This window comes from Arthrobacter mangrovi (genome assembly GCF_026011795.1).
GTDB lineage: Bacteria > Actinomycetota > Actinomycetes > Actinomycetales > Micrococcaceae > Crystallibacter > Crystallibacter mangrovi.
Window position 1 is genome coordinate 1 of sequence record NZ_BRVS01000031.1, and the last position, 25,530, is coordinate 25,530.

28 protein-coding genes are annotated in these 25,530 nt (G+C 69.5%); 13 read left to right on the forward strand and 15 right to left on the reverse strand.

The window, feature by feature from the left end:
• Positions 1-221: 221 nt before the first annotated feature.
• From dnaK to AHIS1636_RS19045, 4 genes are all read left to right on the forward strand, one after another.
• Positions 222-2,093: a molecular chaperone DnaK gene (dnaK, locus tag AHIS1636_RS19030; protein WP_264797435.1), complete on the forward strand. Its 1,872-nt coding sequence runs from the start codon at positions 222-224 to the stop codon at positions 2,091-2,093.
• Between the two features lie 2 nt (positions 2,094-2,095).
• Positions 2,096-2,770, forward strand: coding sequence for a nucleotide exchange factor GrpE (locus tag AHIS1636_RS19035; RefSeq protein ID WP_264797436.1), 675 nt, complete (start codon positions 2,096-2,098; stop codon positions 2,768-2,770).
• A 125-nt stretch (positions 2,771-2,895) separates the two neighbouring features.
• Entirely contained in the window at positions 2,896-3,876 is a 981-nt protein-coding gene (locus AHIS1636_RS19040; RefSeq protein ID WP_264797437.1) for a DnaJ C-terminal domain-containing protein, read from the forward strand.
• A gap of 25 nt (positions 3,877-3,901) precedes the next feature.
• Entirely contained in the window at positions 3,902-4,327 is a 426-nt protein-coding gene (locus tag AHIS1636_RS19045) for a heat shock protein transcriptional repressor HspR (protein WP_264797438.1), read from the forward strand.
• Here the strand turns inward: AHIS1636_RS19045 and AHIS1636_RS19050 are convergent.
• From AHIS1636_RS19050 to AHIS1636_RS19060, 3 genes are all read right to left on the reverse strand, one after another.
• Positions 4,257-4,619 (reverse strand): UPF0758 domain-containing protein, encoded by a 363-nt coding sequence (locus tag AHIS1636_RS19050; RefSeq protein WP_264797439.1) that lies wholly within the window; start codon positions 4,617-4,619, stop codon positions 4,257-4,259. The two genes, AHIS1636_RS19045 and AHIS1636_RS19050, sit on opposite strands and share 71 nt — an antisense overlap.
• Before the next feature lie 93 nt (positions 4,620-4,712).
• Positions 4,713-5,279 (reverse strand): DUF5655 domain-containing protein, encoded by a 567-nt coding sequence (locus tag AHIS1636_RS19055; RefSeq protein ID WP_264797440.1) that lies wholly within the window; start codon positions 5,277-5,279, stop codon positions 4,713-4,715.
• An 18-nt stretch (positions 5,280-5,297) separates the two neighbouring features.
• Complete coding sequence (locus AHIS1636_RS19060; protein WP_264797441.1) at positions 5,298-5,840, reverse strand: COG4315 family predicted lipoprotein; 543 nt, start codon at positions 5,838-5,840, stop codon at positions 5,298-5,300.
• A 193-nt stretch (positions 5,841-6,033) separates the two neighbouring features.
• On the opposite strand from AHIS1636_RS19060, the gene AHIS1636_RS19065 reads away from it, so the two are divergent.
• Together AHIS1636_RS19065 and AHIS1636_RS19070 are read left to right on the forward strand one after the other, a co-directional pair.
• A complete protein-coding gene (locus tag AHIS1636_RS19065; protein WP_264797442.1) occupies positions 6,034-6,525 on the forward strand; it encodes a sigma-70 family RNA polymerase sigma factor in 492 nt (163 codons plus the stop codon).
• Positions 6,522-7,181, forward strand: a complete 660-nt coding sequence (locus AHIS1636_RS19070) for a zf-HC2 domain-containing protein (RefSeq protein WP_264797443.1) — start codon at positions 6,522-6,524, stop codon at positions 7,179-7,181. Before AHIS1636_RS19065 ends, AHIS1636_RS19070 begins: the two co-directional genes overlap by 4 nt.
• Before the next feature lie 28 nt (positions 7,182-7,209).
• On the opposite strand, the gene trmB is transcribed toward AHIS1636_RS19070, so the two are convergent.
• Complete coding sequence (gene trmB, locus AHIS1636_RS19075) at positions 7,210-8,151, reverse strand: tRNA (guanosine(46)-N7)-methyltransferase TrmB (RefSeq protein WP_264797444.1); 942 nt, start codon at positions 8,149-8,151, stop codon at positions 7,210-7,212.
• A 249-nt stretch (positions 8,152-8,400) separates the two neighbouring features.
• Here trmB and AHIS1636_RS19080 point away from each other — a divergent pair, with 249 nt between their 5' ends.
• Both AHIS1636_RS19080 and AHIS1636_RS19085 read left to right on the forward strand, forming a co-directional pair.
• Entirely contained in the window at positions 8,401-10,065 is a 1,665-nt protein-coding gene (locus tag AHIS1636_RS19080) for a DEAD/DEAH box helicase (protein ID WP_264797445.1), read from the forward strand.
• A gap of 105 nt (positions 10,066-10,170) precedes the next feature.
• Entirely contained in the window at positions 10,171-10,596 is a 426-nt protein-coding gene (locus tag AHIS1636_RS19085) for a YccF domain-containing protein (protein ID WP_264797446.1), read from the forward strand.
• Between the two features lie 29 nt (positions 10,597-10,625).
• Here AHIS1636_RS19085 and AHIS1636_RS19090 read toward each other — a convergent pair whose 3' ends face one another.
• Entirely contained in the window at positions 10,626-11,096 is a 471-nt protein-coding gene (locus tag AHIS1636_RS19090) for a pyridoxamine 5'-phosphate oxidase family protein (protein WP_264797447.1), read from the reverse strand.
• 216 nt (positions 11,097-11,312) lie between these two features.
• Between AHIS1636_RS19090 and AHIS1636_RS19095 the strand changes: the two genes are divergently transcribed.
• The gene (locus AHIS1636_RS19095; RefSeq protein ID WP_264797448.1) at positions 11,313-11,876 is read left to right on the forward strand and encodes a YceI family protein; all 564 of its coding nucleotides are present in this window, start codon (positions 11,313-11,315) and stop codon (positions 11,874-11,876) included.
• Positions 11,877-11,885: 9 nt separating this feature from the next.
• Here the strand turns inward: AHIS1636_RS19095 and AHIS1636_RS19100 are convergent, their stop codons facing one another.
• Both AHIS1636_RS19100 and AHIS1636_RS19105 read right to left on the reverse strand, forming a co-directional pair.
• On the reverse strand, positions 11,886-12,461 hold the full coding sequence (locus tag AHIS1636_RS19100; RefSeq protein ID WP_264797449.1) for a HutD/Ves family protein: 576 nt from the start codon (positions 12,459-12,461) through the stop codon (positions 11,886-11,888).
• Between the two features lie 20 nt (positions 12,462-12,481).
• A complete protein-coding gene (locus AHIS1636_RS19105) occupies positions 12,482-13,042 on the reverse strand; it encodes a GNAT family N-acetyltransferase (RefSeq protein WP_264797450.1) in 561 nt (186 codons plus the stop codon).
• Positions 13,043-13,298: 256 nt separating this feature from the next.
• On the opposite strand from AHIS1636_RS19105, the gene clpB reads away from it, so the two are divergent.
• Positions 13,299-15,905, forward strand: a complete 2,607-nt coding sequence (clpB, locus tag AHIS1636_RS19110) for an ATP-dependent chaperone ClpB (protein ID WP_264797451.1) — start codon at positions 13,299-13,301, stop codon at positions 15,903-15,905.
• Between the two features lie 93 nt (positions 15,906-15,998).
• On the opposite strand, the gene AHIS1636_RS19115 is transcribed toward clpB, so the two are convergent.
• Positions 15,999-16,757: a septum formation family protein gene (locus tag AHIS1636_RS19115; RefSeq protein ID WP_264797452.1), complete on the reverse strand. Its 759-nt coding sequence runs from the start codon at positions 16,755-16,757 to the stop codon at positions 15,999-16,001.
• A gap of 293 nt (positions 16,758-17,050) precedes the next feature.
• Here AHIS1636_RS19115 and AHIS1636_RS19120 point away from each other — a divergent pair, with 293 nt between their 5' ends.
• A complete protein-coding gene (locus AHIS1636_RS19120) occupies positions 17,051-17,281 on the forward strand; it encodes a DUF3073 domain-containing protein (RefSeq protein ID WP_264797453.1) in 231 nt (76 codons plus the stop codon).
• Between the two features lie 135 nt (positions 17,282-17,416).
• On the opposite strand, the gene AHIS1636_RS19125 is transcribed toward AHIS1636_RS19120, so the two are convergent.
• The 6 genes from AHIS1636_RS19125 to AHIS1636_RS19150 all read right to left on the reverse strand — a co-directional run bounded on the left by AHIS1636_RS19125 (position 17,417) and on the right by AHIS1636_RS19150 (position 22,616).
• Positions 17,417-17,890: a 2'-5' RNA ligase family protein gene (locus tag AHIS1636_RS19125; protein WP_264797454.1), complete on the reverse strand. Its 474-nt coding sequence runs from the start codon at positions 17,888-17,890 to the stop codon at positions 17,417-17,419.
• A gap of 216 nt (positions 17,891-18,106) precedes the next feature.
• The gene (gene purM / locus AHIS1636_RS19130) at positions 18,107-19,228 is read right to left on the reverse strand and encodes a phosphoribosylformylglycinamidine cyclo-ligase (protein WP_264797455.1); all 1,122 of its coding nucleotides are present in this window, start codon (positions 19,226-19,228) and stop codon (positions 18,107-18,109) included.
• Entirely contained in the window at positions 19,225-20,781 is a 1,557-nt protein-coding gene (gene purF, locus AHIS1636_RS19135) for an amidophosphoribosyltransferase (RefSeq protein ID WP_264797456.1), read from the reverse strand. The genes purM and purF overlap by 4 nt, the downstream gene beginning before the upstream one ends.
• 50 nt (positions 20,782-20,831) lie before the next feature.
• Positions 20,832-21,206, reverse strand: coding sequence for a hypothetical protein (locus tag AHIS1636_RS19140; protein WP_264797457.1), 375 nt, complete (start codon positions 21,204-21,206; stop codon positions 20,832-20,834).
• Between the two features lie 10 nt (positions 21,207-21,216).
• A complete protein-coding gene (locus tag AHIS1636_RS19145; RefSeq protein ID WP_264797458.1) occupies positions 21,217-21,603 on the reverse strand; it encodes a sterol carrier family protein in 387 nt (128 codons plus the stop codon).
• Positions 21,604-21,611: 8 nt separating this feature from the next.
• On the reverse strand, positions 21,612-22,616 hold the full coding sequence (locus tag AHIS1636_RS19150) for an asparaginase (protein WP_264797459.1): 1,005 nt from the start codon (positions 22,614-22,616) through the stop codon (positions 21,612-21,614).
• Positions 22,617-22,702: 86 nt separating this feature from the next.
• Between AHIS1636_RS19150 and purD the strand changes: the two genes are divergently transcribed.
• Positions 22,703-24,016, forward strand: a complete 1,314-nt coding sequence (gene purD / locus AHIS1636_RS19155; protein ID WP_264797460.1) for a phosphoribosylamine--glycine ligase — start codon at positions 22,703-22,705, stop codon at positions 24,014-24,016.
• A complete protein-coding gene (locus AHIS1636_RS19160; protein WP_264797461.1) occupies positions 24,013-24,918 on the forward strand; it encodes a phosphoribosylaminoimidazolesuccinocarboxamide synthase in 906 nt (301 codons plus the stop codon). Before purD ends, AHIS1636_RS19160 begins: the two co-directional genes overlap by 4 nt.
• On the opposite strand, the gene AHIS1636_RS19165 is transcribed toward AHIS1636_RS19160, so the two are convergent.
• Positions 24,896-25,468, reverse strand: a complete 573-nt coding sequence (locus tag AHIS1636_RS19165) for a hypothetical protein (protein ID WP_264797462.1) — start codon at positions 25,466-25,468, stop codon at positions 24,896-24,898. The two genes, AHIS1636_RS19160 and AHIS1636_RS19165, sit on opposite strands and share 23 nt — an antisense overlap.
• Positions 25,469-25,530 lie beyond the last annotated feature (62 nt).

Sequence of the window (25,530 nt, forward strand, 5' to 3'; positions counted from 1 at the left end):
CCAAAACCATAGGGACACCCTCCGGCGTTTCCGGACAGGGGAGGGCGCCCGGGAGCCGTCCGGCGCACCTCCAAACTTGAGTGCCAGCGGCTCAAGTTGGGTTGACATCCTCGAGGCCCTGAGTAAACTTGAGTTCAGAACGCTCAATCCCGAGCCGCCCGTTTCGGGGCCGGCACGCCTGAGATCCATGGCCGCCAGGCCAGCCAAGAAAGGACAAGCGTATGTCTCGTGCAGTAGGTATCGACCTCGGAACCACCAACTCCGTGGTTTCCGTGCTGGAAGGTGGCGAGCCCACCGTTATCGCCAACGCCGAGGGCGGCCGCACCACGCCCTCCGTTGTCGCCTTCTCGAAGGCCGGCGAGGTCCTCGTCGGCGAGATCGCCAAGCGCCAGGCGGTCAACAACATCGAGCGCACCATCTCTTCCGTCAAGCGCCACATGGGCACCGACTGGAAGAAGGAAGTCGACGGCAAGAACTACACCGCGCAGGAGATTTCCGCCCGCATCCTGCAGAAGCTTAAGCACGACGCCGAGTCCTACCTGGGCGAGAAGGTCACCGACGCGGTGATCACCGTTCCGGCGTACTTCAACGACGCCGAGCGCCAGGCCACCAAGGAGGCCGGCGAAATCTCCGGCCTGAACGTCCTGCGCATCGTGAACGAGCCGACCGCCGCTGCTTTGGCCTACGGCCTCGACAAGGGCAAGGAAGACGAACTCATCCTGGTCTTCGACCTCGGCGGCGGCACCTTCGACGTCTCGCTGCTGGAAGTCGGCAAGGACGAGGACGACTTCTCCACCATCCAGGTCCGCGCCACGGCGGGTGACAACCGCCTCGGCGGCGACGACTGGGACCAGCGCGTCGTCGACTACCTGCTGAAGCAGGCCAAGGCCAAGGGTGCCGACCTGTCGAACGACAAGATCGCGCTGCAGCGCCTGAAGGAAGCCGCCGAGCAGGCCAAGAAGGAACTGTCCTCGGCCTCCTCCACCAACATCTCGCTGCAGTACCTCTCCGTGACCCCCGAGGGTCCGGTCCACCTGGACGAGCACCTCAGCCGCGCCAAGTTCCAGGAACTGACCGCGGACCTGCTGGAGCGCACCAAGAAGCCGTTCCATGACGTCATCAAGGAGGCCGGCATCAAGGTCTCCGACATCGACCACATCGTGCTCGTCGGCGGTTCCACCCGTATGCCGGCCGTGTACGACCTGGTCAAGGAGATGGCCGGCGGCAAGGAGCCCAACAAGGGCGTGAACCCGGACGAGGTTGTCGCCGTCGGCGCCGCCCTGCAGGCCGGTGTCCTGAAGGGCGAGCGCAAGGACGTCCTGCTGATCGACGTCACCCCGCTGTCCCTGGGCATCGAGACCAAGGGCGGTGTGATGACCAAGCTGATCGAGCGCAACACGGCCATCCCGACCAAGCGTTCGGAGACCTTCACCACCGCGGACGACAACCAGCCCTCCGTGGCCATCCAGGTCTTCCAGGGCGAGCGCGAGTTCACCCGGGACAACAAGCCGCTGGGCACCTTCGAGCTGACCGGCATCGCGCCGGCCCCGCGCGGCGTCCCCCAGGTGGAGGTCACCTTCGACATCGACGCCAACGGCATCGTGCACGTTTCCGCCAAGGACAAGGGCACCGGCGCCGAGCAGTCGATGACCATCACCGGCGGCACCGCGCTGTCCAAGGATGACATCGACCGCATGGTCCGCGAGGCCGAGGAGCACGCCGCCGAGGACAAGAAGCGCCGCGAAGCCGCCGACGTCCGCAACTCGGCCGAACAGCTGGCCTACTCCGTGGGCAAGCTGCTGACCGACAATGACGAGAAGCTGCCCGCCGAGGTGAAGACCGAGGTCCAGGCCGACGTCGACGCCCTCAAGGCCGCTCTGGAGAAGCAGGATAACGACGACGAGGTCAAGGCCGCGTTCGAGAAGCTGCAGGCATCGCAGACCAAGCTGGGCGAGGCCATCTACTCGCAGGCCCAGGCCGGCGCTCCCGGTGAAGGCGCTCCTGCCGGCGACGGCGCTCCCGGAGCCGGATCTGCCAACGCCGACGAGGACATTGTCGACGCCGAAGTAGTCGACGAGGAAGAGAAGAAGTAACCATGCCCCACCACGGTAACGAGCACGAACACGAGTCAGAGCCGGTGAGCTTCCGCGACAACCGGAAGATCGACCCGGAGACGGGCAAGGTCCGTGGGCCGCAGGAGGAGGCTGCCGCCCGGGATGCGGCAGCCTCCGCGGAGGCAGCAGGCCACGACCACGAGGATGTCACTCCCGTGGACGCGGCCCACGACTCCGGGGACGCACTGGCGCAGGCCGAGCAGATCCTCAACGAGGCCTCGGCCGAACCCGCGGCTGACCAGGCCCTGGTCGAGGAACTCCGCAATGACCTGCTGCGGCTGCAGGCGGAGTACGTCAACTACCGCAAGCGCGTGGAACGGGACCGGGCGGTGGCCGGAGAAATGGCCGTCATCGGCGTCCTGAACTCCCTGCTGCCGGTGCTCGACGACATCGACGCCGCCCGCCAGCACGGCGACCTGACGGACGGCCCGTTCGCAGCGATCGCCAACAAGCTGGACGGCGTGCTGGAGCAGTACGGCCTGAACCGGATCAACGAGGCCGGCGTGGAGTTCGACCCGAACATCCACGAGGCCCTCATGCAGCAGCCCAATCCGGAGGCCAAGGTGGACACCGTCAACCAGATCCTCCGTGGCGGCTTCAAGTCCGGGGACCGGGTGCTGCGCGCCGCCCAGGTCATCGTGGGCGTGCCGGAGTAAGCGGCAACACCCAAACGGCCGCTGCCGGGAGCTGCCTGCCTCGGGCAGGCAGCTCCCGGCACGACCCGTCCCGCCGGCGACGGCGGGACCAAAGACATTAACGACGACGAGAAGGAGGCATCCGGATGGCCAGCCAGGATTGGGTCGACAAGGATTTCTACAAGATCCTCGGTGTCTCCAAGGACGCCTCGGACGCGGACATCAAGAAGGCCTACCGCAAGCTGGCGCGCAAGTACCATCCGGACACCAACGCGTCGGACGCCGGTGCCGAGAAGATGTTCAAGGACGTTTCGGAGGCCTACTCGGTGCTGTCGGACCCCGAGGAACGCCAGCAGTATGACGCGATACGTGCCATGGGCAGCGGAGCCCGGTTCTCGGCCGGAGGCGCCGGCGGTCCCGGCGCCGGCGGCTTCGAGGACGTCTTCGGCAACCTCTTCGGCCAGCACGCCGGCCGCGGCACCCGCTCGGGCGGTTTCGGCGGCGGCAACGTCCCGCCCGAGTTCGCCGACCTCTTCGGCGGCTTCGGCGGCGGCGGCTTCCAGGCACCGCAGGCGCCGCCGCGGAAGGGTGCGGACCGGACCGCGTCGACCTCCATTTCGTTCGCCGGCTCCATCAACGGCACGAAGATCGGCCTCCGCGAGCCCTCCGGCGAGGTGATCGAGGTCCGCATCCCGGCCGGCATCAAGGACGGCCAGAAGGTACGGGTCCGGGGCAAGGGCCAGCCCGGCCCGGCCGGCAACGGCGACCTGATGGTGACCGTCAACGTCCAGCCGCACGGTTTCTACACCCGGGACGGGGACAACATCCGCGTCCATGTCCCGGTCACCTTCGCCGAGGCGGCGCTGGGCGCCCAGATCGAGGTCCCCACGATGAACGGCGACCACGTCAAGGTGAAGGTCCCGGCGGGCACGCCGTCCGGCCGCACCCTGCGGGTGAAGGGGCGGGGCGTCAAGACGTCGAAGGCGACGGGCGACCTGCTGGTGACCATCGACGTCGTCGTTCCGCAGAACCTGAACAAGCAGGCCGAGGAGGCCGTAAAGGCTTTTGCCGCGGCCACGTCCGACGCGGACCCGCGCTCTTCGCTGGCCGCCAAGGCCCGGCTGTAGACGCGTGAAGATGGGAGGAACGGCGATGGGCATCGACCGCAATGCGCCGATTTTCGTGATTTCCGTGGCAGCCGAGCTGGCCGAAATGCACCCGCAGACCCTGCGCCAGTACGACCGGATGGGGCTGGTGTCCCCGTCCCGGCAGCGGGGCCGGCAGCGGCGGTACTCGCAGCGGGACGTCGACCTGCTCCGCGAAGTCCAGCGGCTGTCCCAGGAGGGCGTCTCGCTGGAGGGGATCAAACGCATCCTCGAACTGGAGAACCAGGTCAGCGCGCTGCGTTCCCGGGTGGCCGAGCTCACCGCCGAACTCGACCAGACCCGGCGCCTGACCAGCGCCGAGGCCAGCCGCGTCTTCGCCGCCGGGCTGGCCGGCGACGTGGTCACCCTGGCCCGGGGCAAGCGTCCGAGGCCGCGGAGCCAGGCGCTGGTGGTGTGGCGGCCCCAGTCCTGATGGACGCCCGCCGCGCCAGCTCCATCGCGCCCGCCAGCCGTGTGGCCAGCGCGGCGCCCACCCCGGGGACCTGCCTCAGGGCCTCCGCGTCCACGGCCAGCAGCCCGGCAGGACCGCCCGTCTTCTTCAGGATGAGCTGACTCAGTTCGAGGCTGCTCGCCTCCCGCGTTCCCGAACCGATCACCAGGGCCAGCACTTCGGCGTCCCGGAGCCGCCGGATGCCGACCCGGGCCATTTTCTCCCGCGGCCGATCCGTTGCCGCCATGTCCGCGATGGATCTGTGCGTCTTCATGCAGCCACGCTACGGGCCGAAGCCGTCCGGGCGGACCGGTGCGGGCCCGGATGTGCACGGCGGCGCGTCGGGACGAACCTGTGGAGGAAAGGTCTAGGAATTCTGCCCCAAGGCCCGCTCGAGGATGGCCAGGACGCCGTCGTCGACCTCCTCCGGCGAACGGAACCGCAGCCGCCGGTCGAAGGGATCGCCGGACCGGCCCCTGACCGCCTCGAGCCGAGGGTCCTCCGCCTCAACGCGCAGCAGCAGGTCCAGGCTGCCTTTGTTCGCCGGCGTGATCTGGGCGAACTTGCGGCGCGGCGAATGGACCGAAACGTAGGTCTTCCGCGCCTGCAGCCACACCCCGTCGAGGGAAAGGGCCATGGACATCAGCCGGTCGGCAATCGGGCGCAGCGCCGGACGGTCCGCGTACTGGCCGTCGATCAGCTCGTCGCCCGACTTGAGGAAGGACTCCGGGTAGCCGAACAGCTTCCATGAAACGGCCATGGCGGCGTAACCGGTTACGCCCTGCTCCCGGAGCCAGCCGGCCAGCTCCGCCTCCGCCGTGATGCCGGAGGCCCGGGCCTTGCCGGCCCAGGCCTCCGAACCCTCGCCGGTGCGCCGCACCAGCAGTTCCTCGTTCCAGTCGATCATCCCCTGCCAGGACGCAATCTCTGCCATCCCACCAGAGTACTGAGGTCAGCGGATCATCGTCCCGTCGGGGGCCACCACGTACCAGACCTCGTTGACGCCCTGGCCGGTCACGTCGCCCGGCTTCGTGTCCTTCTGCCAGAGGTAGATCGGCATGCCGTCGATGGTGACCTGCTTCTTGCCTTCGGGCGTCTCGATGGTGCCGATCTTGGCCGTCACGCCCTCGACCTTGGGGACGTCGCTCTCGGTCAGTACCGGGGGCCAGGCCACGATGCAGTCGCCCGTGCAGCTGCTGACGCCCGAATCCTTCTCGTCCTTCGTGAAGTAGTAGACCGTCATCCCCTTGCCATCGACCACGATCTCGCCGAGGGAGCTGTCAGCCGTCTTCAGGTCAACGGATCCGGCGGCCGCACTGCTTTCGCCCGCAGTCGGCATGGTGCTGGTTTCCGGCATAGCGCTCGTTTCCGGCGCCGCGCTGGTTTCCGGCGCCGCCGGAGGAGCTTCATTGTCGGTTCCGCCGCCGGCACAGCCGGTGAGTCCGAGGAGGGCGGCCGCCATCAGCGCGCCGGCGCCCCTGGTCGTGATCTTCATGAGGAGTCCTATCGGTTCAACCGGGCTGGGCTCGGTGCAGCGCCGCCGGGTGCGGGCCACTATTGGCAAAGACGTGCCCCGGGGCCAGAATGGTTCAACTGCGCGGGCCGCGGCGCAGTTGAACCAAGGGGCCTCCCGCCGGCGTCTGTGCAGGTACGGGTGTCAATTCGGCGCATGCTCGAAGGGATCGGCCATGGCGATGGAAGACGAAGCGGTCGCGCAGCTGTACCGCGAGTACGGAGCGGCGCTGCGGCGTTTCGTCCTCGCCGCCACCTCGGACCCCGCCCAGGCCGACGACGTGGTCCAGGAAACCATCCTGCGCGTCTGGAAGCTCGGTCCCGACGTGGAGAACATGCGCGGATACCTCTACCGCACGGCCCGGCACGTCATCATCGACAACTACCGCCGCCGCAGCCGCCGGGCGCCGGAGACCGGGATGCCCGTGGAGGATGCGCCCGCCGAGGACAAGGTCGATACGCTGCTGCTTAAAGTGGTGATGGAAGAGGCCCTGTCCCGGCTCAGCGTCGACCACCGGAACATCATCCTCGCCCTGCACTACCAGAGGCTCACGGCGGCGGATGCGGCCAAGGCCCTGTCGCTGCCGCTCGGCACCGTCAAGTCGCGGGCCTTCTACGCGGCCAGGGCGCTGCGCTCCGTCCTCGAAGAGATGGGGGTCAAGCCATGAAGCACAATCACGAACAACTCAGCGAGCTGATCGGGCTCTACGTCCTGGGCGGGCTGGAACCGTCGGAGCGGCGCGCCTTCGACGAACACCTGCGCGACTGTCCCGAGTGTGCGGCCGAACTGGCGCAGCTAGAAGGCCTGCCGGCCTTGCTGGACGGGGTGCCGCGCGAGGTTGCCCTGGAACTGGCCCAGCCGTCGCCGGAGGAGGCCCGGCACAACACCCGGCGCCTCCTGTCCGAACTCCACGTGCGCCGTCGGCAACAACGACGGCGGGTGGCCGGCCTCATCACGCTGGTCGCCGCGGCATCACTCGTCATCGGCGCGGTCGCCGGGCCCGCGGTCACCGCTCCCCGGCAGGAGAAGGACAGCTACACCATGAGCGCGTCCAGCGGTCTGGAGGTGCAGCTGGACCTGGTCCACAAGGGCTGGGGGACGGAGCTGGCCATGGACGGCGAACGCCTGCCCGACAGCGGCATCCTCTCGCTCTGGGTCACCGACTCCACCGGGAAGGCGCACCAGGTCGCCACGTGGAAGGCCACGCAGGCGGGCCGGGCCCGGCTGTCTGCGGCCACGGCCGTCGAGACGGAGAAGATCGTGCGGGTCGAAATCAAGGATGCAAAGGAAATCCCGGTCGCCTCGGTGGTCACCCGGGGCTGAGCACGCCGCGAAACATGGCCGGCGGCCGTCAGTCCCCGGTCCGGCGGAAGGTCAGGTCGAAGATGCCGCGGCCGGCCTCGTGCGCCTTCTGCTCGAAGCTGGTCAGCGCACGGCCCTCGAACCGCGGTGCCCAGCCGCCGAGTTCGTCCATGCCCTCGCCCTGGCTTGCATTGCCCGTGCTCACCGGAGCCTTCCCCTCGCGCACCGGGGCGCCGCCCACTTCCTGCTCGACTCCGCTTTCCCAGACCTGCGTGAGCGGGGACGCCGGACCCGTGCGTTCGCCGTCGTGCACATTGACGAAGCCCGCCGCCGCGTTGCCCACTTCCCGCATCTGGATGGCGTAGGAGGACCAGTCCGTGGCCAGCCGCCAGAGCCCGCCGGGTTCGAGGACCCGGGCGGCCAGAGGGGCGAAGCTGTCCTTGACCAGGCGGCGCTTGTGGTGGCGCGTCTTGTGCCACGGATCGGGGAAGAAGACCCAGAGTTCGGCAACCGAGCCTGCCGGCAGCATGGTGGCGAGGACCTCCGGTGCGTTGGCCTGCACAACGCGGACGTTCGAGAGCTGCTTCGTCCCGATGCGCAGCAGCGTCTGGGCCAGGCCCGGCCGGTAGACCTCGACGGCGAGGAAATTCCACTCGGGGTGCTCCTGGGCAGCGTGGCAGACGGCCTCGCCGAGCCCGGAGCCGATCTCCACCACGAGCGGCGCCCGGCGTCCGAAGGCGGCCTCGGCGTCGAACTCATAGCCGGGGTCCACCGAGGTGTCTCCGGCCACCCGCGGCACATCGATGACGAAGGCCTCCGCGTAGTCGTCCCAGGCCTGCTGGCGGCGGCCCTGCAGCCGGGAGCCGCGGCGGACGTAGCTGACCGGCTGGGTATGGAAGGAACCCGGCGCGGCGGACGCGGGGGAGGGGCCGGCGTTGTCCGGGGCAGGGTCCGGGGCGGGAGAATCCGGGGCGGAAGGCTGGTGCATCATCCACCTCAGGATAGCCGCGGTCGGACGGCGTGCGCGCCGCTGGTAGACTGGTGGGTACTTGGAGCGCGCCCGCGGGTGCGTTCCCTGCGTCGATGAACGCTTCACACTTCTCCCGCAGTTCCAGCGCGGGGCGTCAGACCTGCAGCCAGCAGGCAGCCACCGCGGGCGGTTGACTCTGATTATTTCTTCGGCGAAACCCTGGGCCATACCGGTGCCGGGGCCACTGACCGAAAGTACCTCTCGATCTCCATGACCTCAACTACTTCCGTGCGCTCTTTTAAGCAGCTCGGCGTTCCCGCGCCGCTGGTGACCGCGCTCTCCGCTGCCGGCATCCTGGAGCCGTTCCCGATCCAGGCCGAAACCTTGCCGGACACGCTGGCCGGCCGGGACGTCCTGGGCCGGGGCCGCACCGGCTCCGGCAAGACCCTGGCCTTCGCGCTTCCGCTGGTCGCGCGGCTGGCCGAACGGGAGGCGGCCTACCGCCGCCGCGCCGGCCGCCCGCTCGGCCTCGTTCTGGCGCCGACGCGCGAGCTCGCCACCCAGATCAACGCCGTGATCGAGCCGCTGGCCAAGGCACTGGGCCTGAACACCACCGTGATTTACGGCGGCGTCTCCCAAGCCCGCCAGGAAAAGGCGCTGGGCGCCGGCGTCGATATCGTGGTCGCCTGCCCCGGCCGCCTCGAGGACCTGATGAACCAGCGCATCCTCACGCTGGAGGCCGTCGAAGTCACGGTGCTCGACGAGGCCGACCACATGGCCGACCTGGGCTTCCTGCCCGTGGTCCGCCGCCTGCTGGATGCCACCGGCTCCGAGGGACAGCGGCTGCTGTTCTCCGCCACGCTGGACAACGGCGTGGACAAGCTGGTCAACCGCTACCTGGCCAATCCGCTGACCCACTCGGTGGACGAGCCGCAGGCAGCCGTCAGCACCATGGAGCACCACGTGCTCGTGGCCCCGGACCTGACCGTCAAGAAGCAGCTGATCAAGGAACTGGCTTCCGGCCTGGGGCGCCGCGTGCTCTTCACGCGCACCAAGCACCACGCCCGCAAGCTGGCCAAGACCCTGACTGACGCCGGGATTCCGGCGGTGGACCTGCACGGGAACCTCTCGCAGAACGCGCGGGACCGGAACCTGGCCGAATTCTCCTCCGGCGAGGTGCGCGTCCTGGTCGCCACCGACGTCGCCGCGCGCGGCGTGCACGTGGACGACGTGGAACTCGTGGTCCACGTGGACCCGCCGACCGAGCACAAGGCCTACCTGCACCGCTCCGGCCGCACCGCGCGGGCCGGTTCGGACGGCACCGTGGTCACCCTGTCGCTGCCCGAGCAGAAGCTCGAAGTGGGCAAGCTCATGAAGGCCGCCGGCGTGGATGTCGCCTTCGAGAGGGTGACGGCGAGCTCCCCGCTCGTGGCGAAGCTCGTCGGCGAGGCCGCCCCCGCGGTGGACCCGAAGGTCCGTCGTGCCGCGCTGGAGGCCAGGGCCGCCCACCGCGGCCCCGCCCACAAGCAAGGCACCTCCACCGGAGCCAACGCGCAGCGCAAGCGTGCGGCGCGCCAGAACGGACGGAAGCAGGGCGCCGGCACCGGAGGCCAGCCCGCAGCCGGCCGGGGCGCCGGACGGACAGCCGATTCCCGGGGCGCCGCCCGGTCCGGCGATGCCCGCGCGGCCGGCCAAACCGCAGCATCCGGCAACGGCCGCCGCCCCGCACGGACCGACGCCGTCCAGCAGCCCGGCCGTTCGCGCCGCCCCGCCACCGGACAGCGCGCCGCCGCGCAGCCGTCGTCGTCCCGTGGCTCGCAGCGCTCGGCTCCCGCGGCCGCCTCTGCCGGACACCGCGCCGCGGCCCCGGACAGCCGCCGCGGCAACCGGCGCGCCTCGGCCCCCGCGAGCAACGTCCGCCGCAACGCCCGCTAGCAGGTAGCCGGCGCCGGCCGAAAGGCCCTGGCCTCCCCATTCCAAGGGGCAGGTCAGGGCCTTTCCCCATGGTGCCGGCGGCCTCCAGCGGCAACAATGGGTTGCATGAACGCTGTCCTGAATATCATCTGGCTGTTGCTCGGAGGCATCTGGCTCGCACTCGGCTATTTCCTGGCCGGCATCGTCTGCTGCGTGCTGATCGTGACCATCCCGTTCGGCATTGCGTCCTTCCGGATCGGCGCCTACGCCCTGTGGCCGTTCGGGCGGAAGGTGGTGGACAAGGGCGGACGCACTTACGTCCTGTCGACCCTGGGCAACGTCATCTGGATCCTCGTGGCGGGCATCTGGATCGCGCTGGCGCACGTGCTCACCGCGATTGCGCAGGCGGTCACCATCATCGGCATCCCGCTGGCGATCGCCAACCTGAAGATGATCCCGGTGTCCCTGACGCCGCTGGGCAAGGAGATCGTCCCCTCGAACCAGTCCTTCATCGGCTACGACCGGCACTACGCGGGCGGCTACCTGCGCTAAGCCGGGCCCATGCCGGGTTCAGGGGAGGCTCATTCCACGTTCAGGCGGCGGGCATCGCTGAGCCCGAGGCTCCGCCGGGACGAGGCCTGCACGCGGAAGCGGCGGCCGGTCACCTGGTCCGGGACGATACGCATGAAGTTGTTCTTCTCGCCGGCCTGCCACGGGAAGAGCGGCAGCAGGCTGGAGGCGAGCACGTCCTCGATGCTGGCGAGCCGCTCCGCCGGCCCCTTGACCACGACGCTCCACGCGACGTTGCTGGCCGGATGGTAGCCGTCCGTCTCGAACGCGACGTTGCTGCCGCCCAGCGCGCCGTCCAGCTTGGTGCCGCGCGCCGTGCGGAAGACGATCGAGCCGTGGTCGACAACGTAGTTGATCGGGAAGAGTTCCGGATGCCCCTCGACCACGACGGCCAGCCGGCCGACGTCCGTGCTCCGGAACAGTTCCCAGCATTCGCTGGTGGACAGGTTCTCTATGCCGTCGGGCATCTGCGTGGCCGTCATGTTCCCAGTCTATTGAGGGCCGCGGCCCGATGATAGTCCCGCCCCCGGGGCGCCAACAGGACTCCGGCCTGCGGATATACCCGTCTTTTGGGAGATGCATTCGGCTATCGGATGTGCTGGAATTGCTTTGATAGCGGCAACGCTATGCACTGTCGGGCTGCCATCCATCGGCCCGCGGGGACGCAGTGCTTGTGCCACAACCCAGGAGGCGTCACTATGTCCGAACTTACCCCCGAGATGTCCGGAGAGTGGCGGTTCGACCCTGCCCACACGCGCATCGGGTTCTCCACCCGCCATGCCATGGTCACCAAGGTCCGCGGAGCATTCAATGACTTCGACGGCGTCATTCGCGCCGACGTCGAGAACCCGTCCAACTCTTCGGTGAAGCTGACCATCAAGGTCGCCAGCATCGACACCCGCAACGCGCAGCGGGACGAACACCTGCGCACCAACGACTTCTTCGACGCCCCGAACTACCCGGAGATCACGTTCCGGAGCACGCACATCGACCAGGTCGAGGACCGGAACTACATCGTCAACGGCGATCTCACCATCCGCGGCATCACGAAGCCGGTTTCCATCCCCATCGAGTTCGTCGGGGTTGAGCGCGACCCTGCCGGGAACCTGCGCGCGGGCTTCGAGGGTTCGCGCCGGATCGACCGGCAGTCGTTCGGCGTGAAATGGAATACGGCCCTCGATTCCGGCGGCGTGCTGGTCTCGGACCGGATCCTGCTGGAATTCGAAGTGTCCGCCGTCAAAGTGGAGAACGACGCCGGGTAGCGGCCGGCGTCATTGCGTCGCGTCGAGCGCGAAGATCGAGATAAGCGCGGCGAAACCGCGGCCGCCGACCGTCACGCCATGCGTGCCGCCGGCGGCGGCACCCCCGACGACGGTGTCGAACGGCGCGAGCTGATCGGTCCGCGTACCCTCCGCCGCCTCAGCCTTGCCCTGCAGCAGCACGGCGAACTGGCCCTCCGCCAGTGCCAGGGGCTGCTTCTTCGACAGCTCGGCCACGAGCACTCCGGCGCCGGCCGCGCCGCTGCGCACCATCACGTTCAGTGCCCGGCACGGGCCGGTGGGCAGCGCGCAGGAAGCCGCGCTGCCGCCGTCGAACCTCAACGGCCGGAACCGCTCCAGCCTGCGGACCGCGCCGTCCACGGTCAGCTCCGCGACCTCGCCCTCGATCACCATGAAGGTGCGTTCCATGCCGGGGAAGGCGGAGAACTCCCCGGGCTTCTCCAGGTCGGCGATGCTGAGCCGCCAGTCGGGGGAGCCGGCGCTGCCGCCGGAGGCGATCTCGCGCGTCGAGCCGCCGCCGTTGCGCCACGGCTGCGGCTGCAGCGAGGCAAAGGGAATGACAAGCATGGTCGGCGCTCCTTGGCGTGCTAGAGGTTCCGGGTCCAGTTCAGCACGTAGGCGTCTTCATGGCCATCTTCGCCCTGCGATCCGAGGCCGGGGGCAGGCTCGAAGCCGGCGGCCCGCACGATTTCTGCCCAGGCTGTGTTGCCCGGGCGGACCCGGGCCAGCATCGGCGGCAGTTCGAAGAGCTCGTTGGCGTGCTTGACCACGGCGCGCACGGCCTCCTTGCCGTAGCCCTGGTTCCAGAACCGGTGGTCGAAGCGGCAGTAGAGGATGAGGACCGGCCGGCCGTCGCAGAGGACGTGCTTGGTGCCGGCAAAGCCGATGGGTTCCGCGCGGTCCGGCAGGCGGACTGCGAAGTAGCCGATGCCGTGCCGGTCCCACTGCTCGTCCCAGTGCTGGAAGAGCCCCTCGGCCTCCTCGCGCCAGTTCAGCGCGTCGCTGGGGTTGTGCCTGGTGGCGCGGCGGTCGGAGAGGATACGGAACATCGTGTCGATATCTTCCCCCCGCGGCCGGTTCAGGATCAGCCGCTCGGTCTGCAGCGTGGTCTCGACGTCCCGGCCGAAACCGCCGATGGATGGTGCCATGGACCAAGACTAGTCCCGCGGGGCGCCGCCGGTGCCCCGCCAGGGACCTGCGCTGGGTCCGCCTTCGGCCCCTTCTCCTCCGGGCGGGCCGGTGCCACGATGGGAGCGGCGGCTGCGGGGCGTCCCGCGGGTCCGGGGGGAGCCGGTGGAAGCCGAAGGGGAGAAGCGGAACAGCTTTACTTTCAAAGTTGAGCTGAGTAGACTCAACTTAGTTGCGTTGGAGCCTGTGCACGACGACGGATGGAAGGAGCTCGGATTGGACGCCAAATTCACCACCAAGAGCCAGGAGGCGCTGTCTTCCTCGGCCATGAATGCTTCGACGGCGGGCAATCCGCAGATCGAACCGGTCCATCTCCTCAAGGCGCTGATGGACCAGCGGGAGGGCGTCGCCGTCGCGCTCCTGAAGGCCACTGGCTCGGACCCGGACACCGTCAGTGTGCAGGCAAGCACAGCCATCAAGGCCCTGCCGGCGTCTTCGGGGACCTCCGTGGCCCAGGCGCAGTACTCGCGCGGAATCCTGCAGGTCATCAATGTCGCCCAGCAGGAGGCCGAGAGGCTGGGGGACACCTACGTCTCCACCGAGCACCTGCTGCTGGGGCTGGCGGCGGACAGCGGGGCGGCCGGCAAGGCGCTCCGCGAAGCCGGAGCCTCGCACGAGGCCCTCGCCGCGGCCCTGCCGGGCGTGCGGGGCGACCGCAAGGTGGACGGCCCGGACCCGGAGAACACGTTCCAGGCGCTGGAGAAGTTCGGCGTGGACCTGACCGCCATCGCACGGTCCGGCAAGCTGGACCCGGTGATCGGGCGCGACTCCGAAATCCGGCGCGTGGTCCAGGTGCTCTCGCGCCGGACCAAGAACAATCCCGTGCTCATCGGCGAGCCCGGTGTCGGCAAGACGGCCGTCGTCGAGGGGCTTGCGCAGCGCATCGTCGCGGGTGACGTGCCGGAATCGCTGCGCGGCAAGACGCTGATCAGCCTCGACCTTGGGTCGATGGTGGCCGGGGCGAAGTACCGCGGCGAGTTCGAGGAACGGCTCAAGGCGGTGCTGGAAGAGATCAAGAACTCGGACGGCCAGATCGTCACCTTCATCGACGAGATCCACACCGTGGTCGGGGCCGGCGCCGCGGAAGGCTCCATGGATGCGGGCAACATGCTCAAGCCCATGCTGGCGCGCGGCGAGCTTCGCCTGATCGGCGCCACCACCCTGGACGAATACCGCGAGAACGTGGAAAAAGACGCGGCGCTGGAGCGCCGCTTCCAGCAGGTCTACGTGGGGGAGCCGAGCGTGGAGGACACCATCGGCATCCTTCGCGGGCTCAAGGAACGCTACGAGGCACACCACAAGGTCGCCATCGCCGACTCCGCGCTGGTCGCGGCGGCGACGCTGTCCAACCGCTACATCACCGGCCGGCAGCTTCCGGACAAGGCCATCGACCTGGTGGACGAGGCGGCTTCGCGCCTGCGCATGGAGATCGATTCCGCCCCGGAGGAGATCGACCAGCTGCGCCGCGCCGTCGACCGCCTCACCATGGAGGAGCTGGCGCTCGCCGACGAGACGGACGAGGCTTCCCGCGAGCGGCTCGAGGCGCTGCGCGCGGACATGGCTGACAAGAAGGAGCAGCTGGCCGCACTCAACGCGCGGTGGGAAGCGGAGAAGGCCGGGCTCAACCGGGTCGGCGACCTGAAGGCGAAGCTGGACGAGCTGCGCAGCCTCGCCGATAAGGCGCAGCGCGACGGCGACCTCGCCGAAGCCTCCCGCATCCTCTACGGCGAGATCCCGACCCTGCAGAAGGAGCTGGACGCCGCCCAGGCCGCCGAAACCCAGGTCGAGGCGCCGGACCTGATGGTCTCCGAGGAAGTCACGGCGGACGACATCGCCGAGGTCATCTCGGCCTGGACCGGCATTCCCGCCGGCCGCATGCTGCAGGGCGAGTCACAGAAACTGCTCCAGATGGAACAGTTCATCGGCGGCCGGCTGATCGGGCAGACCAAGGCAGTGGAGTCGGTCTCGGACGCCGTCCGGCGCGCCCGCGCCGGGATCAGCGACCCGGACCGGCCGACCGGCTCCTTCCTATTCCTCGGTCCCACCGGCGTCGGCAAGACCGAGCTGGCCAAGGCGCTCGCCGACTTCCTCTTCGATGACGAGCGGGCCATGGTGCGCATCGACATGAGCGAGTACTCGGAGAAGCACTCCGTGTCGCGGCTGGTCGGCGCCCCTCCCGGCTACGTCGGCTACGAGGAAGGCGGCCAGCTGACCGAGGCGGTCCGGCGCCGGCCGTACTCGGTCGTCCTGCTGGACGAGGTGGAGAAGGCCCATCCCGAGGTCTTCGACATCCTGCTGCAGGTGCTGGACGACGGACGCCTGACCGACGGCCAGGGCCGGACCGTGGATTTCCGCAACGTGATCCTCGTCCTGACCTCGAACCTGGGCTCCCAGTTCCTGGTGGACCCGACGCTCGACGACGCCCAGAAGCGCGAAGCCGTGATGAACGTGGTCCATGCCAGCTTCAAGCCGGAGTTCCTGAACCGGCTCGACGACGTGATCATGTTCGATCCGCTGAGCATCGAGGACCTGTCGAGGATCGTCGACCTGCAGGTGCAGTCTCTGGCGGCGCGGCTCAGCGAGCGGCGGCTGACGCTGGAGGTGACGGACGCCGCCCGCGAATGGCTGGCCCTGACCGGCTTCGACCCGGCCTACGGCGCCCGGCCGCTGCGGCGGCTGGTGCAGCGCGAGATCGGCGACCGGCTGGCGCGCGGCCTGCTGGCCGGCTCCATCGTCGACGGCGACACCGTGCTGGTGGACCGCGAGGAGGCCGGCGCCGAGGGCGCCGACCAGCAGCAGGGGCTGGTTGTGCGGGCCAAATAGCGCCGGGCCGTTCCGGCGGGGGACCGGTTGCAACGCAGAGGCCGCGCCCGTCCTTTCGGACAGGCGCGGCCTCTGCGCTGCTGTTGCGGGCGCTCAGTCGATCAGTGACGCCTTGATGGCGTTGCCCTTGTCCGACACGACGAAGCAGTCGATCCGCCGGTCGCCCTCCTGCCAGGTGCCCTCGGACGGCAGCCCGTAGGAGTTCCTCAGGGCCGGGTAGTCGGCGGCCTTTTCATTGAGCTCGACGGCGCCGCAGAACTTCTCTGCCTGGACATTGAGCGCGTCCTTGCCCGGGAATTTGTCCGCTTCCTTGTAGAAGTAGGTCCCGACCAGCTGGGCCGCGTGCGGCGTCTCGCAGGTCACCACGGTCGCGTTCTGCGTGGCCGCCTTGAAGTCGATGAAGCATTGTCCGGACTTGAAGTCGAACGGCGTAACGTTCTCCGCGATGACCCCGTCCGCGCCGGGGGTCGCCTCGGCGCCGGCCGCGCTCGAGGCGGCCGGGGACCCCGGCTCGGTTCCCCGGTTGGCCAGGCTGACGATGATGACCACGATGATGATGATCGCCGCGAGGATGCCGGCGCCGATCAGCAGCAGGGGCTTCAGCGCAGGGCGTCCCTCGTCCCCGGACCCCGCCGCGGGCTTGCCGACCGCGGGCTTGCCGACTCCGGGCTTGTCTGCCGGCGGCGGACCGGCGGAGAACCAGCTGCCCTGCTTCGACGCACCCGCCGCGTCACCTGCGCCCTTTTCCCAGCGCGAAGGAGGCGTGCGGCTCGGTTCGGAACCGGGTCCCGCGGCGCTGCCCGGGGCGGGCGGCGTGCCGTTCCCTTCGGGCTTTTTGTCCTGTTCGCTCATGGGAAAACTGGCCTTCCTCATACCCGGCCCGACGATGCGGGAGAATGTCTTTAGCCTCGACTTTAGCCAAACTACAGGGGCCGATGCAGTTCCGCCGCCTCGCGCGGCGGTCCGGGCTGTGCCGCGGGCGGTGCGCAAGCGCGTTTACACGGGGCTGCGGGGCGGGCCGTTGGCCGCAGCCCGACAAGAAAACATGTACCCTATAGGTACGACAGAATTGATCAAATATTCCGGGGCCTCGCTCGCTGCCTGAGCGACCACCTCCGGATCGACGCGAAAAAGGGGGTCACGCCATGGGGCGCGGCCGTCAAAAGGCAAAAGCTACCAAGCAGGCTCGGGAGATGAAGTACTTCACCCCGAACACTGACTACTCTGCGCTGCAGCGCGAGCTCTCCGGCGCAAAGAGTGCTTCCGCCCGATATCCGGAGGAGCCGGCCGAGCCGGACTACTCCGAGTATGAGGACAAGTACGCGGATCAATTCGATGACTGGGACGACGACGGCGGCACCCGCCGGATCGGTTGACTCCCGCCGGCCTGGCGGCCGGCTTCATCGGCAGTGAACTCCCACCGCAGCGGCCTGCCCGACGGCAGCCGCTGCGGTGAGTGCTGTCCGTTTCCTCCGTGTCCCGCGTGCCTCCCGTTGGCCTCAGTGCTTCCGTCACTCGCCGGAGTCCGGCCACACTTCCAGGACCTTGCGGTGCCGGTGGTCCCCGCCGGGGCGCATGTCCACGAGGCAGGCCTGCCGGACCTCCACCGTGTCTCCCGGGTGCAGCCTGCCGACCGTGTGGCTGATGTGCGGCCGGAAGCCGCCGCGCGTATGGTGCGGGCTGTAGAGGTGGACTTCGGGGCCCAAGGCGTCCAGCAGCGCTTCATGCAGTGACTGCAGCCGGGCGTCGGGTTCCACGAGCGATACCCGCACCCTGCCATTGCGTCCGAAGCGGTCGTCCCGGCCGACGGTCACCGGATAACCGACTCCATGCGCCAGGGGCGGGCCGATCCGATCCGCCACATCCTCCGCCGGTTCCCCCGTATCGAACCGCGCCAGCGTGATGTGCAGGGGCCATCGGGAGGACTCGAAGACCAGCCCCCGGGCCACCGGCGTGACAAAGACAACGACGACGAACGCACCCATGTGCCCAGTGTGGCAGAGTGCCGCGCGGCAGGGCACGGCTGGGCATGGCAGGGCAGGATGGGGCACGGGCCGCCGGCCTGGATGGGCCCCGCGGGATGGAACGCAGTGGATTCGGGATTGAACGCAGTGGATTAAAACGTAAGCGGGCCCTCTCCGCAGGGGAGAGGGCCCGCTCCGATGGCCGGGGAACCGAGACGGTGCTCCGGGCCGGAAAGATCAGGCGTAGCTGCCGACGAGGCGGACGGCGCCGCCGTCGACCCCCTTCGCGCCCTGGACGAAGTCCGGCCCCGACAGCGACGTGTCCAGCGCGCCGACCGTGCCCATGGTCCAGGCCGCCAGGCCGCGCTCGGTGAGCCGGCGCAGCGCAGCGTCCGCCCCGGCCGCGTCGACGATCGCCACCATGCCGACGCCGAGGTTCAGCGTGCGCTCCAGGTCCGCCTGCGGCACATTGCCGAGCTCGCCGACCAGCTTGAAGATGGCCGGCAGCTCCCAGGTGGAGCGGTCCACGGTGGCCATCAGTCCCTGCGGCAGGACACGGGCCAGGTTCGCCGCGAGGCCGCCGCCGGTGACGTGGCTGAAGCCGTGCACACCGGCCGCCTCGTAGCGGGCCAGGTCCAGGCAGTCGGCCGCATAGACCTTGGTGGGTTCCAGCAGTTCCTCGCCGAGCGTCCGGCCGAATTCGGAAACCTGGCGGTCCAGCGCCCAGCCGGCGTGGTTGATCACGCGGCGGACCAGCGAATAGCCATTGGAGTGGATGCCGGAGGAAGCCATGGCGATGACGACGTCGCCGTCCTTGACCCGCTCCGGACCCAGCAGGTCGTCGGCCTCCACCAGGCCCGTGGCCGCGCCGGCCACGTCGTACTCATGCTCGCCCAGCAGTCCGGGATGTTCGGCTGTCTCGCCGCCCACCAGGGCGGTTCCGGCGACCTCGCAGGCTGCGGCGATGCCGCGGACGATGTCGGCGATGCGCTCCGGCACGACCTTGCCGCAGGCGATGTAGTCGGTCATGAACAGCGGCTCGGCGCCGACCACGACGATGTCGTCCACCACCATTCCGACCAGGTCGAAGCCGATCGTGTCGTGGATGTCCATGGCCTGGGCGATGGCGACCTTGGTGCCGACTCCGTCCGTGGACGTGGCCAGCAGCGGCCGCCGGTACTTGAGCAGTGCGGAGACGTCGTACAGCCCGGCGAAACCGCCGACCCCGCCGATCACGTTCTGGTTGTGGGTGGCCTTGATGGCCCCCTTCATCAGTTCGACGGCCTTGTCGCCGGCTTCGACGTCCACGCCGGCGCTGGCGTAGGTGATCGGGCCGGGGCCCTGCTCAGGGGAGGTCATACGTGTTCTTTCTTGTCGTCGTCGGTCAGGAGGTTCTCCAGGTCCGAATCGGGTCCGGGATCGCAGGAGCCGTGTTCCTGTTCGGTGCTGTTGGAACGCTCCAGCAGGTTCTTGCCCAGCCGCTCGGCGTCAGGGAGCTCGATGGGGTACCGGCCCGTGAAGCAGGCGGTGCACAGCTTTTCGCGCGGCTGCTCGGTGGCCTCGATCATGCCGTCCTCGGAGATGTAGCCGAGCGAGTCGGCGCCGAGGGAGGCGCAGACGTCCGCGATGCCGATGCCGTTGGCGATCAGCTCGGCGCGGCTGGCAAAGTCGATGCCGTAGAAGCAGGGCCACTTGATGGGCGGCGAGGAGATCCGGACGTGCACCTCGGCCGCGCCGGCCTCGCGCAGCATGCGCACCAGCGCGCGCTGGGTGTTGCCGCGGACGATCGAGTCGTCGATGACCACCAGGCGCTTGCCGCGGACCACTTCCTTCAGCGGATTGAGCTTCAGCCGGATGCCCAGCTGGCGGATGGTCTGGCTCGGCTGGATGAAGGTCCGGCCCACGTAGGCGTTCTTGACCAGGCCCTGGCCGTAGGGGATGCCGGAGGCTTCCGCGTAGCCGATGGCGGCGGGGGTACCGGACTCCGGCGTCGGGATGACCAGGTCCGCCTCGACCGGGTGCTCCGCGGCGAGGCGGCGCCCCATTTCGACGCGGGCGGCATGGATGCTGCGGCCGTTGATTGCGGTGTCCGGGCGGGCCAGGTAGACGTATTCGAAGACGCAGCCGGCCGGCTTCTTCTCCGCGAAGCGCTGGGTGCGCAGGCCGTTCTCGTCCACGGCGATGAACTCGCCGGGCTCGATTTCGCGGACGAACGAGGCGCCGACGATGTCCAGCGCCGCGGTTTCGGAGGCGACGACCCAGCCGCGTTCCAGCCGGCCGAGCACCAGGGGCCGGACCCCGGACTCGTCCCGGGCCGCGTACAGCGTGCCCTCGTCCATGAAGGTGAAGCAGAAGGCGCCGCGCAGCTTGGGCAGCAGCTCCATGGCGCGTTCTTCGAGCGTCTGGCCCGGCTCGCCGGCCAGCAGCGCCGTCACGAGGGCGGTATCCGTGGTGTTGCCCTGCGCCAGTTCGCCGCGCTCGGGCCTGCCGAACTTCTCGATCACCTTGTCGAACAGGTCGGCCGAGTTGGTCAGGTTGCCGTTGTGCGCCAGCGCCACGGTCCCGCTGGCGGTAGCGCCCAGGGTCGGCTGCGCGTTGGCCCAGGTGGAGCCGCCGGTGGTCGAGTAGCGGCAGTGTCCGACGGCGATGTGCCCGGTCAGCGTGTTCAGGATCGTTTCGTCGAACACCTGCGAGACCAGGCCCATGTCCTTGTAGACATTGATGCGCTTGCCGTCGCTGGTGGCGATGCCTGCGGACTCCTGTCCGCGGTGCTGCAGCGCGTAGAGACCGTAGTAGGTCAGTTTTGCGACTTCTTCGCCGGGAGCCCAGACGCCGAAGACACCGCAGGCGTCCTGGGGTCCCTTTTCGCCGGGGAGAAGATCATGGGAGAGTTTTCCGTCACCGCGTACCACCCGAGTATTGTCTCACGAGCCCGCGCGGCCGCGGCAATGGATGACGGGCCTTAGGCTGTGGTCCCGGTCTCGGTACCGGGGTCCTTCCGGCCGCCTTCGGGACCGCCGGACGCGGGGTTCTCCGGGTCCTCGGTTTCAACGGCGAGCATCTTGCGGCTGCGCCGCACGCTGATGCGGTCGACGACGAGCACCACGAGCGCGCCCGCGAGCATGCCGACGATGCCGAACAGCACGGCCAGGAAGCCGAAGGTGGCGCCGCGGGTGAATTCGGCGCTCTCCGGCCCGGTGTAGGCGGAGACCGCGGCAACGATGATGCCGAGCACGATGCCGGCGCCCATGAACGGGGCGAACTTCGGGGCGCGGCGGACGCTGACTTCGCGGGGCTGCCCGGAACCCGAGGGGGCGGGGAGGTGCTCAGAACTCATGCGCTTAAGCCTACCGCCCGGCCGCGGTGGCTCCGCCGTCGGGGAAGAGCGGCAGCAGGCCGGTCAGCTCGGCGCGCAGGCCGGAGGCTGAGACCTTTCCGCTGCCGACGGCGGCGGACCAGGCCAGTCCGCCCGTCGCCAGCGCGAGCCACGTGGGGGCATCGCACTCGATCACGTTCGGCGGGGTGCCGCGGGTGTGGCGCGGCCCCTCAATGCACTGGGCCACGCCGAACGGCGGAACGCGCACCTCGACGCTGTTGCCCGGCGCCCGCTCGGCGAGCTCCTCGAGGCTGAAGCGCACCGCGGCCGCCGTCGTTTTCCGGTCCGCGGATCCCTCCCGCCACGCACGCAGGGCCGCCTGGCCCTCGGCGGGTGCGATCCGCCGTCGTACTCCCATTCCGTGCCCTAGTCCAGCAGCGCCATCACCGGGGACGCCAGCCGGATCTTGCCGACCGGCTGGCCGCCGCCGAGCACGGGCCTGACGACCTTCTCCAGCACCGGCGCGATCTGTTCGGCGTCGATCGCGCCCGCCGCGGCGAGCAGCGTCAGGCCCACCAGGGAGCAGGCGCGGCCGTTGCCGTCCAGCATCTTGACGGCAACCGAGACTCCGGTGTCCGTGCCCATCACCATCACGCCCTCGGCGCCGAGCTTGGCGAGGATGCCCAGTTCCTCCATCACGATCGTGTTCTCCCGGCCGTTGCCCTGCACGGCCCACGGGTAGTCCAGCATCGCGGTGGCCACCGTCGCCGCGCGGGCGTCGGCATTGCGGTCCCCGGGCGCCTTCGCGAGCTTCCCGACGGCGCGGGCCAGGCCGGTCAGCGAGACGGCCGGGACGGGGGCGCCGCAGCCGTCCACGGCCAGGTGTCGGACGTCCTCGCCCGTGTAGTCCGAGACGACTTCCATCACGCGGCGCTGCAGCGGGTGGTTCGGATCCAGGTAGGTGGCGGTGTCCCAGCCGTTTTCGGTGCAGGCCCAGAGGAAGGCGGCATGCTTGCCCGAACAGTTGAAGGCCAGGCGCTGTTCGTTGCGCTCGGTGCGCACGAGCCATGCCCGGGATTCCTCGTCCTGCGGCCAAGCCGGCGGGCAGCGCAGGTCCTCGGGGCCGAGCCCGGCGGCCTTGAGCATGCCGTCGACGACGTCCATGTGGTCGAAGGAGCCCACATGGCTGGCGCAGGCCAGCGCCACCTGGGCGCCGCGCAGCGGCACGCCGGACTGCATGGCGGCCAGCGCCTGGAACGGCTTTAGCGCTGAGCGCGGGAAGATCGGCGCAGCGACGTCTCCGAGGGCGGTGACCACGGATCCGTCGGACGCCATGACGACGGCCGCGCCGAGGTGGCGGGACTCGATGAAGCCATTGCGTTCGACGGCGGCCAGTTCGACCGCGTCGGCGGCTTTGATGGTTTCGGGCATGGCACCAATACTAGGGGGCGGATGCGGGGGCCGGGTGCCCGAAACAACTTCGAAGGCCGCGCCCCGGGCCAGTAGGCTTAGACCTTGTGAAGGTACTTGTGATCGGCCCCGGTGGCCGCGAACACGCAATTGTCCGCTCGCTGCTGGAAGACCCGTTCGTCACGGAGGTCCATGCCGCTCCAGGCAACGCCGGGATCGCCCAGTTGGTCCCGACCGACGCGATCGACGCCAACGACCCGGACGCGGTGCTGGCCCTGGCCCGCCGGCTGGAGTCGGACCTGGTGGTCGTGGGACCGGAGGCGCCGCTCGCCGCCGGCGTGGCCGACCCGCTCCGCGAGGCCGGCATCCCGGTCTTCGGTCCGAGCAAAGAAGCCGCGCGGCTCGAGGGATCCAAGGCCTTCGCCAAGCAGGTCATGGCCGCCGCGAACGTTCCGACGGCGATGGCCCGGGTTGCCACGGACCTGGACGAGGCTGCCGCGGCGCTGGACACTTTCGGCGCGCCCTACGTGGTCAAGGATGACGGGCTGGCGGCAGGCAAGGGCGTGGTGGTGACTTCGGACCGCGGCGAGGCCCTGGCACACGCGCAGTCGTGCTTCGACGCCGGCGGCCAGGTGGTGATCGAGGAGTACCTGGACGGCCCCGAGGTCTCGCTGTTCGTCATCTGCGACGGCGAGCATGCGGTTCCGCTGGTACCGGCGCAGGATTTCAAGCGGATCCACGACGGCGACGAGGGCCCGAACACGGGCGGCATGGGCGCCTACACGCCGCTGGAGTGGCTGCCGGAGGGCTTCGTGGACGAGGTGATGGACCGCGTCGCGCTGCCCACGCTCAAGGAGATGGACCGCCGCGGAACGCCGTTCGTCGGCGTGCTGTACTGCGGCCTGGCCGTCACGAGCCGCGGCCTGCGGGTGATCGAGTTCAATGCGCGGTTCGGCGATCCGGAAACCCAGGCGGTGCTGGCGCGGCTGCGCACGCCGCTCGGCAAGCTGCTGCTCGCTGCCGCCAAGGGGGAGCTGGACGGGAAGGAACAGCTGCGCTGGTCCCGGAACAGCGCCGTCGCCGTGGTGGTCGCGGCCGAGAACTATCCGGGGACGCCGCGCACGGGCGACCGGATCCGCGGGCTGAAGAAGGCCAACGCCCTCGAGGGCGTGCACGTGATCCACGCGGGGACCAAGCTGGACGAAGACCGCAAGGTGGTCAGCGCCGGCGGCCGCGTGCTCGCCGTCGTCGCCCTCGGTGAGGACTTGGTCGACGCCCGGGAGAAGGCCTACGAAGGGGTCGAGCAGATCCACCTGGACGGCTCGCAGTACCGCACGGATATCGCGCTCAAGGCGGCAAACGGCGGCATCAGCATTCCGGGCCGGGGCATCAACACCGCAACCGCGAAGGAGCAGGCATGAACTTCGATCCAGGACATCTGGAGCTGCCGGGCTGGACGCACGTCTACTCAGGAAAGGTCCGGGACCTGTACGTTCCGGAGGCGGACGCCGACGGCGACACGGTGCTGGTCGTGGCGAGCGACCGGATCAGCGCCTACGACCATGTGCTGGCCACGCCGATCCCGGACAAGGGCCGGATCCTGACCCAGCTGAGCCTGTGGTGGTTCGAGCAGTTGGCCATGGGCCAAGATGCGGTGGCCAACCATGTTGTCTCCACCGACGTGCCCGAGGCAGTGGCCGGCCGGGCAATGGTCTGCCGCAAGCTGGACATGTTCCCGGTCGAGTGCATCGCCCGCGGCTACCTCACCGGATCGGGCCTTGCGGAGTATCGCGTGTCCGGAACGGTATGCGAGCTTCCGCTGCCCGACGGGCTGGTCGACGGATCGCGCCTGGAGACGGCGATCTTCACGCCCTCGGCCAAGGCCGAGGTCGGCGAGCACGACGAAAACATCACCTACGACGACATGACCGCGATCGTGGGCGACGACATCGCCGCAAAGCTGCGCGATACGACCCTCGCCATCTACCGCCGCGCCGAGGAGATCGCCCGCGGCCGCGGCATCATCCTGGCCGACACGAAGGTGGAATTCGGCACGGACCCCGTGACCGGCGCGATCACCCTGGGCGACGAGGTGCTCACGCCCGACTCGTCGCGCTTCTGGGACGCGGCAACCTATGAGCCTGGCAAGGCCCAGCCCTCCTTCGACAAGCAGTTTGTCCGGGACTGGCTGACCTCTGACGCCTCGGGCTGGGACAGGGCCTCCGATACGCCGCCGCCGGCCCTGCCGGAGGATATCGTGGCCAAGACGCGGGCACGCTACGTGGAGGCCTACGAGCGCCTCACGGGCCGGCAGTTCGATTGATTCCGGCGGCCGCCTCCGCCTCATCCAGCCGGCGGGAGAACTCGGCGACCGCCAGGATGTAGGCCGAGGTCCGCTGGGCGGCCGGGAGGGCCGAGGGATCGGGCCGCAGCCGGTTGGCCCGGTCGAGCGCGCGGACCATGGCGGCCGTGGCCGGAGCGGCCGGATCCGTCAGGACCTCGGCCCCCGGCGCGGGAGCGGGGTTGAGCTCGTAGGCCAGCCACCGGGCCGCCAGCGCCGCGTGCACTTCGGCCGCCGGCTGCCAGGCGGGGTCCGGGGGGACGGGCCGCCGGTGCCCGAGGGAATTCAGGACATGCGCAGCGGCCGGGATACCGGCCAGCAGGAGCAGCACCAGCACGGTGCCGCCGGCCGCCGGGCCGAGCGAATAGGCCCACAGCAGCGGCACCAGTGCCGCTGCGGCTCCGGCGAAGCAGTACCAGAACGCGGCGTCCGTCCCCGCCGCCCGCGACGCGGCGGCCCGGCTGCTGGCTGCGAGGATCCCGACGCCGGCCAGCCCGGCCAGCACCAGTTGGGCGTATTCCAGCAGGCTCATGCCGACCCTCCGCGCGCAGTGGCTCCTTCAGCCATTGCAGCCCCGAAGGCCCGCGGTTGTCA

Bases quoted from the DNA above. Each gene is read 5' to 3' on its own strand.
- dnaK (WP_264797435.1), top strand. From the start codon at position 222: ATGTCTCGTGCAGTAGGTATCGACCTCGGAACCACCAACTCCGTGGTT.
- AHIS1636_RS19035 (WP_264797436.1), top strand. From the start codon at position 2,096: ATGCCCCACCACGGTAACGAGCACGAACACGAGTCAGAGCCGGTGAGC.
- AHIS1636_RS19040 (WP_264797437.1), top strand. From the start codon at position 2,896: ATGGCCAGCCAGGATTGGGTCGACAAGGATTTCTACAAGATCCTCGGT.
- AHIS1636_RS19045 (WP_264797438.1), top strand. From the start codon at position 3,902: ATGGGCATCGACCGCAATGCGCCGATTTTCGTGATTTCCGTGGCAGCC.
- AHIS1636_RS19050 (WP_264797439.1), bottom strand. From the start codon at position 4,619: ATGAAGACGCACAGATCCATCGCGGACATGGCGGCAACGGATCGGCCG.
- AHIS1636_RS19055 (WP_264797440.1), bottom strand. From the start codon at position 5,279: ATGGCAGAGATTGCGTCCTGGCAGGGGATGATCGACTGGAACGAGGAA.
- AHIS1636_RS19060 (WP_264797441.1), bottom strand. From the start codon at position 5,840: ATGAAGATCACGACCAGGGGCGCCGGCGCGCTGATGGCGGCCGCCCTC.
- AHIS1636_RS19065 (WP_264797442.1), top strand. From the start codon at position 6,034: ATGGCGATGGAAGACGAAGCGGTCGCGCAGCTGTACCGCGAGTACGGA.
- AHIS1636_RS19070 (WP_264797443.1), top strand. From the start codon at position 6,522: ATGAAGCACAATCACGAACAACTCAGCGAGCTGATCGGGCTCTACGTC.
- trmB (WP_264797444.1), bottom strand. From the start codon at position 8,151: ATGATGCACCAGCCTTCCGCCCCGGATTCTCCCGCCCCGGACCCTGCC.
- AHIS1636_RS19080 (WP_264797445.1), top strand. From the start codon at position 8,401: ATGACCTCAACTACTTCCGTGCGCTCTTTTAAGCAGCTCGGCGTTCCC.
- AHIS1636_RS19085 (WP_264797446.1), top strand. From the start codon at position 10,171: ATGAACGCTGTCCTGAATATCATCTGGCTGTTGCTCGGAGGCATCTGG.
- AHIS1636_RS19090 (WP_264797447.1), bottom strand. From the start codon at position 11,096: ATGACGGCCACGCAGATGCCCGACGGCATAGAGAACCTGTCCACCAGC.
- AHIS1636_RS19095 (WP_264797448.1), top strand. From the start codon at position 11,313: ATGTCCGAACTTACCCCCGAGATGTCCGGAGAGTGGCGGTTCGACCCT.
- AHIS1636_RS19100 (WP_264797449.1), bottom strand. From the start codon at position 12,461: ATGCTTGTCATTCCCTTTGCCTCGCTGCAGCCGCAGCCGTGGCGCAAC.
- AHIS1636_RS19105 (WP_264797450.1), bottom strand. From the start codon at position 13,042: ATGGCACCATCCATCGGCGGTTTCGGCCGGGACGTCGAGACCACGCTG.
- AHIS1636_RS19115 (WP_264797452.1), bottom strand. From the start codon at position 16,757: ATGAGCGAACAGGACAAAAAGCCCGAAGGGAACGGCACGCCGCCCGCC.
- AHIS1636_RS19120 (WP_264797453.1), top strand. From the start codon at position 17,051: ATGGGGCGCGGCCGTCAAAAGGCAAAAGCTACCAAGCAGGCTCGGGAG.
- AHIS1636_RS19125 (WP_264797454.1), bottom strand. From the start codon at position 17,890: ATGGGTGCGTTCGTCGTCGTTGTCTTTGTCACGCCGGTGGCCCGGGGG.
- purM (WP_264797455.1), bottom strand. From the start codon at position 19,228: ATGACCTCCCCTGAGCAGGGCCCCGGCCCGATCACCTACGCCAGCGCC.
- AHIS1636_RS19140 (WP_264797457.1), bottom strand. From the start codon at position 21,206: ATGAGTTCTGAGCACCTCCCCGCCCCCTCGGGTTCCGGGCAGCCCCGC.
- AHIS1636_RS19145 (WP_264797458.1), bottom strand. From the start codon at position 21,603: ATGGGAGTACGACGGCGGATCGCACCCGCCGAGGGCCAGGCGGCCCTG.
- AHIS1636_RS19150 (WP_264797459.1), bottom strand. From the start codon at position 22,616: ATGCCCGAAACCATCAAAGCCGCCGACGCGGTCGAACTGGCCGCCGTC.
- AHIS1636_RS19160 (WP_264797461.1), top strand. From the start codon at position 24,013: ATGAACTTCGATCCAGGACATCTGGAGCTGCCGGGCTGGACGCACGTC.
- AHIS1636_RS19165 (WP_264797462.1), bottom strand. From the start codon at position 25,468: ATGAGCCTGCTGGAATACGCCCAACTGGTGCTGGCCGGGCTGGCCGGC.